Source organism: Vibrio sp. Vb0349 (assembly GCF_033338975.1).
Window position 1 is genome coordinate 19617 of record NZ_JAWOTS010000010.1, and the last position, 13155, is coordinate 32771.

The 13155-nt window shown below is 46.1% G+C and carries 7 protein-coding genes; 4 read left to right on the plus strand and 3 right to left on the minus strand.

What is annotated here, in order from left to right; translation table 11 throughout:
• Nucleotides 1-3 precede the first annotated feature (3 nt).
• Genes bcsA through R7Q47_RS12955 form a run of 4 tightly spaced genes read left to right on the plus strand, consistent with a single transcriptional unit; the run spans nucleotide 4 to nucleotide 9773 of the window.
• Entirely contained in the window at nucleotides 4-2637 is a 2634-nt protein-coding gene (bcsA, locus tag R7Q47_RS12940) for a UDP-forming cellulose synthase catalytic subunit (RefSeq protein WP_213874627.1), read from the plus strand.
• Nucleotides 2627-4912, plus strand: a complete 2286-nt coding sequence (bcsB, locus tag R7Q47_RS12945; protein WP_005388625.1) for a cellulose biosynthesis cyclic di-GMP-binding regulatory protein BcsB — start codon at nucleotides 2627-2629, stop codon at nucleotides 4910-4912. Before bcsA ends, bcsB begins: the two co-directional genes overlap by 11 nt.
• Nucleotides 4912-6018 (plus strand): cellulose synthase complex periplasmic endoglucanase BcsZ, encoded by a 1107-nt coding sequence (gene bcsZ, locus R7Q47_RS12950; protein WP_161441528.1) that lies wholly within the window; start codon nucleotides 4912-4914, stop codon nucleotides 6016-6018. Before bcsB ends, bcsZ begins: the two co-directional genes overlap by 1 nt.
• Entirely contained in the window at nucleotides 6009-9773 is a 3765-nt protein-coding gene (locus tag R7Q47_RS12955; protein ID WP_318089110.1) for a cellulose synthase subunit BcsC-related outer membrane protein, read from the plus strand. Before bcsZ ends, R7Q47_RS12955 begins: the two co-directional genes overlap by 10 nt.
• Before the next feature lie 60 nt (nucleotides 9774-9833).
• Here the strand turns inward: R7Q47_RS12955 and R7Q47_RS12960 are convergent, their stop codons facing one another.
• From R7Q47_RS12960 to R7Q47_RS12970, 3 genes are all read right to left on the minus strand, one after another.
• Nucleotides 9834-10688, minus strand: coding sequence for a co-chaperone YbbN (locus tag R7Q47_RS12960; protein WP_005388628.1), 855 nt, complete (start codon nucleotides 10686-10688; stop codon nucleotides 9834-9836).
• A gap of 472 nt (nucleotides 10689-11160) precedes the next feature.
• A complete protein-coding gene (locus R7Q47_RS12965) occupies nucleotides 11161-11988 on the minus strand; it encodes an SDR family oxidoreductase (protein ID WP_213912466.1) in 828 nt (275 codons plus the stop codon).
• 44 nt (nucleotides 11989-12032) lie between these two features.
• The gene (locus R7Q47_RS12970; RefSeq protein ID WP_318089111.1) at nucleotides 12033-12947 is read right to left on the minus strand and encodes a TIGR01777 family oxidoreductase; all 915 of its coding nucleotides are present in this window, start codon (nucleotides 12945-12947) and stop codon (nucleotides 12033-12035) included.
• Between the last annotated feature and the right edge of the window lie 208 nt (nucleotides 12948-13155).

Here is a 13155-nt window from a genome sequence, read left to right on the forward strand (position 1 = left end):
TTTATGCGAAGTCTTAATCTGATTTTCCAACGTTGGGTAGTGGACCAATTCAGACTGCAGAAGAACGCTTACGAGCAAGCCTGGAATTGCAAAACAAACTGGGTTGGTGAGTGTGCTTTGTCTTTTTGGTTTTCATTGAGTTTTGTATTTTTAAAGCCGGCTATTTCGGGTGTTCCCTCATGGAAACTGCCTTTGGTTTACTATCCAAACGTTAATTTTGCTGCGCCAAGATGGTTTGATCCTGTACGTTTTATTATCCAAAGCGTGTGGTTGCTTTGCTTCAAGCAAAACGTAAATACAGCATGGTCCAAAAAAACCAGCAGCTTAGCGATGACTTTAGCCGAGCAAATTCGCAATGCGTTCTACTTGCCATTTGAATTGGTTGCAAAAGGCGTCCGCTGGTTAGAACAGACAGCGAACAACATCAAAGATCCGCAAGTTCGAGAGCGTATTAAAGCAAGTAAGTCAGCGATGGCGTTGAACTACACCTTGCTGTTTTTCGTGGTGTTAATCGCTTTGCTGTGTTTTACGGTGCCATTTGGTTATCAGGCTCAGACTGTCTTTGTGTTGTTACTCTGGGCATTAGCGATGATGGTCCGTCGCATGCCGGGTCGTTTTCCTACCATGCTTTTGATCATCTTGTCGGTTACGGCCTCATGTCGATACTTGTGGTGGCGCTATTCGTCTACCCTGAACTGGGACGATCCTGTTGCTTTGTTTCTAGGGGGCGTTTTACTTCTAGCTGAGACGTATTCTTGGATTGTGCTGATGCTTGGCTATTTCCAAAATATCTGGCCATTGAATCGCAAACCAGTATCGATGCCACCGGATCAGTCAACTTGGCCAACCATTGACTTGATGATCCCTACTTACAACGAAGATCTCGATGTTGTGAAAGCGACGGTTTATGCCTCGTTAGGTGTCGATTGGCCGAAAGACAAACTTAACATCCACATTCTGGATGACGGCAAGCGTGATAGCTTCCGAGATTTCGCCAAAAGTGTAGGGGTGAACTACATCCGCCGCCCAACGAATGAACATGCGAAAGCCGGTAACATTAACTATGCGTTGAAGCAGACCAGCGGTGAGTTTGTTGCGATTTTTGACTGTGACCATATTCCTACACGAGCATTTTTTCAGCTCACAATGGGGATGTTCCTGAAAGATCCAAAGTTGGCGCTTATTCAGACGCCGCACCATTTTTTCTCACCGGATCCTTTTGAGCGTAACTTATCGAACTTTCGTAACGTGCCAAACGAAGGCAACTTGTTTTACGGCCTGATTCAAGATGGTAACGACTTATGGGATGCGACTTTCTTCTGTGGCTCGTGCGCTATTTTACGTCGAGAGCCTTTAGAGGAAGTCGGTGGTATTGCAGTCGAAACCGTGACGGAAGATGCGCACACGTCTCTGCGCATGCACCGTTTAGGCTATCGTTCTGCATATCTTAAGCAGCCGATTTCTGCTGGTTTGGCGACAGAAACATTGTCTGCACATGTTGGGCAACGCATTCGTTGGGCTCGCGGGATGGCGCAGATATTTAGGGTAGATAATCCATTGACTGGAAAGGGGCTTAAGCTCTCTCAACGGCTTTGTTACGTCAATGCCATGCTGCACTTTCTATCTGGTATCCCGAGGATTGTATTCCTGATCGCACCCTTGGCTTATTTGTTGCTGCATTCCTACGTGATTTATGCGCCAGCGCTGGCGATCATTTTGTACGTATTACCCCACATGATTCACGCCAGCATGACCAACTCTCGTATGCAGGGTGACTACCGTTATTCGTTTTGGGGTGAGGTATACGAAACCGTGCTTGCTTGGTACATCGCAAGGCCAACAACAGTAGCTTTGTTTGCGCCCCATAAGGGGACATTCAACGTAACGGCAAAAGGCGGTTTGGTTGAAAAGTCTCACTACGATTGGGTGATCTCCCGACCATATTTGGTTTTGGTTGCACTCAATATTTTGGGCTTCGCTGTAGGGATTTACCGAATGGGGTGGGGGCCTCAAGACGAAATCGGTACGGTTATCGTGAACCTCGTTTGGACGATGTACAACTTGTTGATTTTAGGTGCTGCTGTCGCCGTTGCGGTAGAAGCCAAACAAGTGCGAAAAGATCACCGAGTAGAGGTGGCGATTCCTGTCGCGGTAAGGCTTCACTCAGGACACTTGATTCAAGCGCAGATGAAGGATTTCTCTTTGGGTGGCGTGCGCATTGAAATAGACGGAGTCGATGAACCAACCTGTGCGTACCTACTTGGCCAAACCTTAGAAGTGATCCTCAATCGCGGTGGTCAAGAGTTCGTGTTCCCGATGACGGTTGCCTATGCTCATAAGGGGATATTTGGTTTACAACTCAACGAATTGTCTCATCAACAACAAATCCAATACGTCCAATGTACATTTGCACGTGCAGATACGTGGGCGAAATGGCAACAAGGCTATCAATCAGATAAACCTCTATCGAGTATGCAGGCTGTACTGCAAGTCGGCTTTAATGGATACAAACGCTTGCTGCAACATTGTCCTAAATTTGTTCAGGCCAGTGTGGATGCACTTTTATTTTGTATCGAATTTATTTGGTCACTAAGACCTCGTTATGTCCCAATCAGGACCTCAAGTCATGCTAAATAATAAAAAACTAACAGCGTTGACGACGGCTATCACTCTCATGTGTATGTCGGGCAGTCTCGCGGCACAAGAAGTAAGTCAGCAACAACCAACGCCTTTGGCACAGCAAGATGCTGAAAATTCGACCGTATTTAAGCGTGTCATTCCATTTAGTCAATTGGGTTACAGTGGTTCAATTGCTATTCAAGGTAGTGAGGCCAGTGCTTATATTGGTTTCGGTTCGCGACTCGATGAGGTGGTGTCTAATGCCACGTTGTACTTTGACATCACACCTTCACCAGCGTTGCTCTCTTTGGTTTCTCACGTCAAAGTGTATTTGAACAACGAGCTTATGGGAGTGGCGTCAATCGTCGATGGTCAGCAAGGTAAAAAATTGAGCTTATCGATGCCGCTGGATACTCGTTACTTCAGTAACTACAACCAAATTCGCTTTGAGTTGATTGGGAATACTCAGAAAGAGTGTGCCAATCCAAATGACTCGAGCATTTGGGCTGAGATCAGCCAAAGCAGTCGAATTGAAATGTTCGCCCAAAAGACAATGCTGGAAAGTGACTTGAGCTTGTTGCCAGCGCCGTTTTTTGATGTCCGTGATTTCAGCCAGTTAAATCTGCCTGTCGTTATGGGCGGCAAATACGATCTGGATGATGTCAAAGCTGCCGGTGTCTTGAGCTCTTACTTTGGTGCTCTTGCGGGTTGGCGTGGCGCTCAATTCCCTTTTAGTGTCGACACGTTACCTAAGCGCAACGCCATTGTCTTTGTTACCAATGACAACAAACCTGAGTTTCTGAGAGATTTTCCAGACACGGATGGGCCTCGTCTTCAAGTCATCACTCACCCAACTGACCCGTACGTGAAGCTTCTTCTAGTGATAGGCCGTGACAGTAAGGATCTTAACGTTGCGGTGCAAGGTTTGGCGTTGGGAAACCAACTTCTTACTGGGCCAATCGCGAAGATTAATGAAGTCAAACAAATCAAACCACGAGTCCCGTACGATGCGCCAAACTGGGTGAGTACGGCTCGTCCCGTTGCATTATCTGAATTAGTCGAACAAAAAAGCATGTTGCAAGTGGAAGGTCGAACGCCTCCTCCAATCAATGTGAGTTTGCGCTTACCACCCGATCTCTTTACTTGGCAGAGCCGTGGTATACCGATGGATCTTAACTATAGGTATTCGCCACCAGCTGCGGATCATTCTGGTTCTCGCCTGACTTTGAGCATCAATGACCAGTTCATTGAGGCGTTTAACTTAACCACAAAAGGCCAAGGTGGTGAGTCTAACCGTGTGCGTGTTCCTCTGTTAGATGACAGTATTCTGAGTGGTGATGCGCTTGTTCGTATTCCGGCATTTAAAGTTGGCAGTAAAAACCAAATCGAGTTTGAGTTTGGTTTTGCGTCGGTGACTGATGGGCAATGTCAGGTGACGCAGCCAAGTAAGCAATACGCGGTCATTGATGGTGACTCTACGGTTGATTTTAGTGGTTTCCCTCACTACATCGAAATGCCAAATATGCGCGCTTTTGCTACTTCTGGCTTCCCTTACACACGCATGGCCGATTTGTCAGAAACTGCGATTGTTGTTCCAGAGAGAGCTCCAAAAGAAGTGTTGCAGACCTTCTTAAACGTCATGGGCTCGTTAGGAAGTGATTCTGGGTACCCAGGTATTCAGGTGCTTTTGACAGATAAATGGAATGCTGAGCAACTAAAAAATAAAGACATCCTGACGATTGGTGTTGTGGATGCACTAGAAGAAGCCGCTAATAACCCTGACCAAGTTAACTTAGTGGTTAAAGAAGGTCAGAGACAAATTCGCCTGCCAAGCAAAAATGAAAAGCAGCTCGGAATGAACTGGATGAGTCCAAGTGATGCTCGTCAAGTGGCCGCGGATTATGTTTCTGTTGAGGCAGAAGGCTCTTTTGCTGCTATTTATGGTGCAGAATCGCCATTTACGAAAAAACGCAGCGTCATTTCTATTATGGCGGCTCACCCGTCAGATTTTGCGTCGGTTGATCGCGCGTTGGCTGACTCCGGTAAAGTGGAGCACATGTTTGGCTCGGTAGTGACGTTGAGAAATAACGAAGTAGCAAGCTACAACGTGGGTTCGCACTACTATGTTGGTAAGCTTCCTGTGTGGCAGCTCGTTTGGTATCACTTCTCTAATCACCCAGTCATCGTTGCGTGCTTTGCCGCCTTGCTAGTGGTGATTGTAACCATTGTGCTTTGGCGTGTATTACGTCAAGTCGCGTCTAGACGTTTAGAAAAAACTGAGGAAGAGGAATAATGAAAAAACTCATCTCATTCCTTATGTTGTTCGTGTCTCCTTACTTGTGGGCTAACACCTGCGAGTGGCCACAATGGGAAACATTTAAGTCGGTATACATGGAGCAAGGCCGAGTCGTTGATGGCAGTGACGAGCGTATGATTACAACCTCGGAAGGCCAATCTTACGCATTGTTTTTTGCCTTGGTTGCCAATGACCCTAAAACCTTCGATCAGGTTTTAAAATGGACTCAATCACATTTGGCTGGTGGGGATTTGACGGCAAGGCTTCCCGCTTGGTTGTGGGGAAGAAAAGAAAATGGTCAGTTCGGAGTGTTGGATTCTAACCCAGCGTCAGATTCTGATTTGTGGATAGCTTACTCCCTTGTTGAGGCGGGGAGATTATGGAATAACTACTACTATCAGACCCTTGGACATCTGATCGCGAGTCGTATTTTACGTGAAGAAACCGTCAACATAGCGGGAGTTGGAACGGTATTGTTGCCAGCTCCAACGGGCTTTGATGCCGACGGCCAGTACCGTGTGAATCCGAGTTATGTTCCGTTACAACTGATTGCTCGTATGCAGTCGCTGTACCCGCAATACAACTGGGATTCAATGTACAAGGCAAGTGTTCACATGCTAGAGAAAACGATGCCAGCTGGCTTTAGCCCAGACTGGGCAGCATTGAGAAATGGTCGTTATAGCTCAGATGTGGTTACAGGGCCGATGGGCAGTTACAACGCGATCCGCACTTATCTTTGGGCGGGTATGCTAAATGACCAAGTTTCAGAAAAAGCAGTATTAGTACAAAAAATGCAGCCGTTTGTCGCGGCAACCAAAGCCCTTGGTGCGCCAGCGAGAGAAGTAAATACTGAAACGGGTAAATATACCCAAGCAGGAAGCGCAGGTTTTTCTGCTGCGGCTCTTCCTTTACTCGCGGCTTCTGGTGAATCTACGCTGTTGGAGACGCAGTTTCGTCGTGCTCAAAATGAACTTGTGGTGGACAAAAACGATCATTATTACGACAACGTATTAAGTCTATTTGGGCTTGGTTGGCATGAAGAACGTTACCGTTTTGGTGTGCAAGGTGAATTGCTTCCTGTATGGAGCGAGAGATGTCAGTAACAGGACGCGTGTTATGGTGGATTCCACTGGTTGCTTTGGCGGCTGGTGGCGTCGGCACTGTGCATGCAGAAAGCTTTAGCTCAAAACCTCTGACAAAGTCGCAGCTCGCACAGGTCTACAAGCCTATCGAGCTGGTTCAATTTTCCACATCATTAGCACGAGTTGACTCGGTTGAGTGGTTGGTTGAGCAGCTAAAACTGGCGGATGCGATTGGCCGAGATGATATTGTCGAGAGTACTCTGGAGAGGCTGTTCGCGATTGAAGAAAGCAATCCAACGGGGCTTTTCTATCAAGCGAATATGTATCTGAAACGTAAGCAGCCAGAATTAGCAAAACCGGTATTTGAGCGCTTAATCAGACAGGCGCCTCATTCGACTCAAGCGAAAAACTTGTCATCGATTATGGCTATTCAGGGAGAGAAAAGAGCGGATTATCAGCGCGCTCAGTTGCTTGCAAAATCTGGTCGTTACGATGAAGCGATTCAAGCTTACAAAGCCCTTTTCCCAAATGGAATGCCATCACCAGCGTTACAACTGGAATTCCTACAGTTGCAAAGTAATTTGCCAGGCAGTTGGATCTCGGTGAAACAGGGACTGGAACGTTTAAATGCAAATTATCCTAGTGTTCCGTCTTTTCAACTCGCGTTAGCCAACCACATTCGCAAAGAGAATCCTGCCGATCCATGGATTCTCGATACCTATAAAAAGTTAGCGCTTGCTCCTTCGGTTGGAACAAATGCGGCAACGTCGTGGTTGCGTGCATTGGATCAATTGCCTATTTCAGATCAAGTTGTTCAGCAATATGCCATCTTAGCTAGCTACTACCCGTCTGACATGGAGATACAAAGAGCGAATCAAAGCGCGAAAGATCGCTGGAAAAAGGAAAAGGAACTACGCAAAGACCCCACTTATCTCGCCAAGCTCAAAGGGTTAGCGTTGCTCGAGGAAGATAAAACCGACCAAGCAGAAGCTCAGCTGCGTTATGCGTTGACGACTCGTCCGCAAGATCCTGAATTGCTTGGTGCTATGGGTAAGGTTTATCTACGTAGAGGGCAGCAACAAAAAGCGCTCGGATACTTTAAACAGGCTCAGCACTTAGATCATAATCCTGACTCGGCCTCAAAATGGGCAGCGCTAATCGAGACTTCTCAATATTGGGCGTATCTTGATCAAGGTGATGCCTTGGTCGAAAAAGGCCAGTTTAAGCAAGCAGAAAGCGCTTATCAAAAAGCGATTCAAGTAGATAAATCCCAACCTTATGCTTATTCATCATTAGGCTCTTTGTATCTGGTACAAGAAAATTATGCCGCGGCAGAGAAGGTTTTCAAACAAGCTTTGCAACTGGATAGCAGCAATAGTTCCGCATTGCGTGGTCGCTTAGATGTTCGTATTCAGCAGCAAGATTGGTCTGGCGCGGAAGCACTCGCGCGCAGTTACTCAGCCCCACAGCAGAAAGTGGTCGCTGAAAAAATAGCGAGCATCAAGTCGGAAGTTATTTTGACTCGTCTGCGGATCGCAATCGCTCAAAATGATCAGGCAACGATGAAAGCGTCCGTAGAGGAATTGATTGCGCTACAGCCAACCTCCCCATGGTTAAGGCTTGATATTGCTGACGTGGTTCATTCAATGGGCGACAAAGTACGCGCGGATACGCTGATGTCCGATTGGGCTACATCTAGTAATGACCCTGAAATGAAATTTGCTTACGCGCTTTATCTCGCGCAGGACTTCAAAGTGAATGAGGCCATCGCGGAGCTAGAGAGCATCGCACAACATGACATGACAGACGCAATGCAGCGCAATTTAACTCGCTTGAAGCTTGATGCTCAGTTGAGAGAGATTCAAACGCGTTACTTAGCTTCTCCTGAATCAGTAACGGCGACATTACGTGCGCTAGAGTCGGATTATCAAGGTCAAATTCAACCGCTCGCTCGTCTAGTGAGTGCGTGGTTAGACATTGATGAAGTTAAGGAAGCTGAGAGGATTTTCCAAAGCATTTCGTTTGCAGAAGATTGGTCAACCGATGACAAACTGGCTTACGGCAGCATGATGGTAAGCTTGAATCACTTTGAAGATTTTGATCGTTGGTATGCGATCTTAGCATTAAATTCCGCAACACAAGATTTAAGTGCTTCGGAAGCATTACAGCTTGATGAACTCAAAACCCGTCGACTGTTGAGTCAAGCGGATCTGATGCTGGTTAATCAACAGCCTAAGCTTGCGTTGGATTTGTATGAACAAGTTTCTTTAAAGCCTGAGCCATTTAAAACTCAAGCAGAAATTGGCATGTTGCAAGCTAGTGCTTTGACTGGATATGAAGCGACGTATCACGACATGCACCTCATTTTGAATAAAAAGCGCGATAGCTTAACTGCGGCACAGTTGATGACAGTGGCCGCGGTGTTTAATCAACAAGGCTATCGAAATGACGCTAATGCGCTAAATCAGTTGTTGGATGCGATGCCTGATGCCGACGCATTAGCATTTCGCAATAGCATGTCTATAGCAATGGAAAATCAACAGTGGGCGTTAGCTGAAACACGCGCCTATCAAGCCTTAAATCGTGACCGAATGGATAAAAATCGTGAAACTGAAGAGGCGAAAAAAGAACCCCTAAGCTTACGCGAGCTATATGATACTGCTGACGACTACTGGTTGACTCGTAACGTCAAATCGGACATCGATAAACTGCATGATCGGAGTGATGGGCATGTCATGATTGGCTGGGATTACAGTGCACGAGATGGCCGTAATACTTCGAATCAAGTGCCCATAGAAGCCCGAATCCCGATAGAGAGCTGGGATGGGCACCTGTTGCTAAAAGCCGATTATGTTTCTATCGATTCAGGTCAGTTGGACTATTATGAAAAAACCACCGATTCTGACAGCACTTCGTTCCAAAATGACGCATCAGGTATGGCATTTGGAGTGGGCTGGCAGGCTGAAGATTGGTTGGTCGATATCGGCACGACACCAATTGGTTTCGACCATACCACATGGGTTGGTGGTGTGCGCATCAATGGGGACCTGGGTGAGTTCGGTTGGACGGCAGAAGCTTCGCGTCGCCCAGAGACTAGCAGCACGCTTTCTTATGCTGGAATGTCTGTCCCTAGCGGCACGACTGACCCTCAAGGGACTAAATGGGGCGGAGTTGCTCGTACTGGTGTGAAGTTGAGCTCAAGTTGGGACATTGGTGGCCCTTACGGTTTTTGGAGTAGCTTGCAGTATCATGTTTTGACTGGTGAAAAGGTTGAGGACAACACTCGTTTAGGCGTGCTAGGTGGAGCGTACTACAAGTTAATTGCAACGGATGACCAGCGTTTAAGTATAGGTACGAACTTAATGTACCTTGATTACGACAAAAATCTGGGTGAGTACACGCTAGGTCACGGTGGCTACTACAGCCCGCAAAGTTACTTCTCGGTGTCTTTACCTATCAACTTTTATGGCCGATACAACAGTTCTTGGTCATATCAATTGAGTGCATCCGTCTCTAACTCTTGGACTAAGGAAGACGCGCCATACTTATCGACAGTAGCGGAGTCAGACAAAGGTGGTGGTTTTGGTACGTCGTTGCAAGCGGCGGTGGAAAAGCGAGTCAGCAAACGTTGGTATCTTGGTGCGTTAGTCGATGTACAACGTTCTGAGTTTTATACACCAAACCATTTCATGCTTTATGCCAAGTACACCTTTAATGATCGTTGGCAACCAATAGAGTATCCGCCAGCAGCACCAACGTTGTATAGCGACTTCTAACAAAAAACAAAGGCCGGAAATCCCGGCCTTTGTTGTCTTATTCTTAGAAGAATGCGGCGCTTAGTACAAAATTGAGTAAAGCTGGCGACGATATTTGCTTGCTAATGCGTTACCTTGACCTAGCGCACTGAGAATATCCATAAAAGTCTTCTTCACGTCACCGTCTTGGGCGCCCAAGTCTTTTTTAAGAATATTCCACAGCAGTTCCAACGCTTCTTCATCCCGACCAACTTGGTTGTATTGTACCGCCAATTCACAAGCGAGTTCGAAGTTTGCCATGTCTGCTGCGTATGCTTGTTCTAGTCGCTGTAACTCAGGGCTATCTGCAGCCTGCAAATGCAGCTCGAGCTTGGCTATTAGGCTCTTGTAGTAGTTATCTTGATACTCGAGAGGGATAGCGTTCAGTAGTTCTTGGGCAATATCAAATTGTTTGGTTTCTAGCAAACAATCAGCCATCGCGAGTTTCACATCACCACGCTCTTGCAGCTCTGGCGGCAAAGTGTGGATGATGCTCAAAGCCTGAGCATGCTCACCTTGCTGAAGAAGTTCACTGACTTGTTTTAATAGTTGTTCATCTGGGCTTGGCAAATGCTTTTGTAGCATGGTAGCAATGGCATCAATTGGCTGGGGGCCTCCCAGACCATCGACGGCTTGACCATTTATAAACAGCGCGATAGTTGGCAATACTTGCACGCCAAATTGAGACGCTAAAGCGGGCTGATCTTCACAATTTAGTAGAGCAAGCGTAAATGCACCGTTGTACTGTTGAGCAAGAGATTGCAACTCAGGGAGTATCTGTGCGCTTTCTGGCTGAGCGTTGGCCCAAAAGTGGATCAAAACGGGCGTGTTCATTGATCCTTCAAGCGTTTCGCGAAAGTTCTGTTCTGTTATCTCAACGATAAATGGGGATTGCATCAGAGTATCCTTGCCTTGTGTCTTGTCGTTGATATTAGATATGGAGTTGATTTAGGTGAAATTCAAGCGACATTCACCATCAATAATGAATCATTCTATTTTGAGAAAACGTGAGGTAATAGAGTGAGGTTATTGCTGCTCAGGTGTTAGATAAAAAGAAAACGCTGCCGAAGCAGCGCAATTCTAATGCTATTTGTTAGTGCGGTATCAAAATAGGATGAACATGGTCAACACTACACCCACACTAAGCCAGTTAAGCTGATTTAATGTCATTGTTGCCTCGCAGTAGTATAAACATTGCTACAAAACGTAATGGGTGGCGATACCAAATCTAAGCAACTCAATCACTTTGGGCGAAAGAATCCCCGCTGAATTGCGTAGAAATTGATTCGTTTAGTTGAGGTTTTTTTAACCTACATGTTCATAATGACATCACATTGTTACGGTGAAATTACATTTCGACAAAACTTTTTTATGCAGCCTGTCGCAAAATTTTATCAAGTACATGGGTTGGTAATAGTCTTTTCAAGACTGCGAATAATTTAGTCGGTGTAGTAATTCGATAACGAATTTTCGGTGAAACGCTAGTTAATGCATGAAGAACTGGTGCGATGCAAGACTCTGCAGGCAAAACAAATCGATTATTAGACTTGTCGTTGTTGAGTCGCTCTCTTTGTCCTTCATAAGCATGACGATGGGGGCTAGATTCAATATCAACCCACTTCTCAAAGGCTCGTAATGCATTGTTTCTAAATTGAGTTTCGATCGGTCCTGGTTCTATCAATGCCACTTTGATATTCGTATCCGCAAGCTCTAGCCTGAGCGTATCTGTCCAGCCTTCTAAGGCAAATTTTGATGCATTATAGGCACCACGGTATTTCATTGCGGCAAAACCAAGAACAGAGCTGTTTTGTATGATGCGTCCTTCGCCTTGCAGGCGCATATGAGGAAGCACTTCTCTGACCAACTGGTGCCAACCAAAAAAGTTGGTCTGAAATTGATCTTGAAGAGCCTCGGTGGGTAAGTCTTCCAGTGCTCCGGGCTGACCATAGGCACCATTATTGAACACTGCGTAAAGCTTACCTTCTGCTAACTCTAGCGCTTGCTTCACGCCCGAAGAAATGCTTTCTGGGCTGTTTAGGTCTAGATTGATGCAGGTTAGCCCTTCATTAATTAGGCGCTGGACATCTTGTTCTTTCCTACAAGATGCAATGACATTAAATCCCTTGTTTTGTAGGGCGTGAGCGCACACGTAACCGATGCCGGTTGAACAACCCGTAATAAGAATCGACTTTTTCATAATTTAATTTAAGACTCAGAAACCTTGATTAGAGCCATCATTCATCAGCTCCGGTCATGAAGCAAGTGCTTGAGTGCTGGCTCTATTCTGGAGTAGCTAAATTTAAAGCCCAGTTCGGTGAGTTTTTTGGGTTTGGCTCTCATGCTATCGAACAATAAGCAGGAAGATTCTCCCATTAGGAGTTCCATCACCCATTTAGGCGTGAACAAGATATGCGGACGTTTTAGCGTTTTAGCTAGTGTGCCGCTGAATATACGATTAGTCACAGGGTGGGGGGCGCACATATTGAATGCACCGTGGGCATGTGGTGTTTCAAGCAAGTACATGATGGCGCGGACCATATCTAGGATGTGAATCCAAGGCATGTACTGATTACCGTTCCCAAGTGGGCCGCCTACGCCAAGCTTGTAAGGTAATAGCATCTTTGCCAACGCACCACCATTAAGGCCGAGTACCACGCCAGTTCTCATTAGACAAACCCGAGTTTGTTCCGACTCTGCGCGCTTGGCTATTTGCTCCCACTTTGCACATACCTCGTGAGGAAAGCCGTCGCTATTAACATGTAAGCACTCATCAAACGGATGATCTTGTTGATCACCATAGTAGCCAACTGCCGAGCCACTAATAAAAACAGAAGGAGGTTCGGTACTTGCGTGGATCAGCTCAACAATTTGCTCGGTAATTTTCCAACGACTTTTGCAGACTTTTTCTTTTTGCTCGCTGGTCCACCTTTTATCCGCAATAGGCTCACCTGCAAGATTAATGACGGCATCAACGTGATTGAGATCGGCGAACGACTCGAGCGAGTCAAGGTATTCGATATTACCCAGATCAGCATGCTGTAGGCGTTGTTTTGCTCGCTCTGGAGAGCGTGTAAGTAGCATAACCTGGTGAGTTGATAGCAGCTTGAGCAACTCCGAGCCAATAAACCCAGTGCCACCTGTGAGTAATATCTTCATGTTATCTCTTTGAATGTACACGTATTAGAACATTATAGTCGTTTTGTGCTTAGCTTGATCATCTCAACACCATTATTTCTAGGATAGTGACAAGCTGACAGAGAGGCTATTAACTTCACATATTAGAAAATATGTAACTAAATGTTATAGATGGCGCTAGTGCATTCACGGTAGAAGAGTGAAATCTATGCCAGACTAGAAGTTATCG

Excerpts from the sequence above, each read along its gene's own strand:
- R7Q47_RS12955 (WP_318089110.1), top strand. The coding sequence starts at position 6,009 with ATGTCAGTAACAGGACGCGTGTTATGGTGGATTCCACTGGTTGCTTTG.
- bcsA (WP_213874627.1), top strand. The coding sequence starts at position 4 with ATGCGAAGTCTTAATCTGATTTTCCAACGTTGGGTAGTGGACCAATTC.
- bcsB (WP_005388625.1), top strand. The coding sequence starts at position 2,627 with ATGCTAAATAATAAAAAACTAACAGCGTTGACGACGGCTATCACTCTC.
- R7Q47_RS12970 (WP_318089111.1), bottom strand. The coding sequence starts at position 12,947 with ATGAAGATATTACTCACAGGTGGCACTGGGTTTATTGGCTCGGAGTTG.
- R7Q47_RS12960 (WP_005388628.1), bottom strand. The coding sequence starts at position 10,688 with ATGCAATCCCCATTTATCGTTGAGATAACAGAACAGAACTTTCGCGAA.
- R7Q47_RS12965 (WP_213912466.1), bottom strand. The coding sequence starts at position 11,988 with ATGAAAAAGTCGATTCTTATTACGGGTTGTTCAACCGGCATCGGTTAC.
- bcsZ (WP_161441528.1), top strand. The coding sequence starts at position 4,912 with ATGAAAAAACTCATCTCATTCCTTATGTTGTTCGTGTCTCCTTACTTG.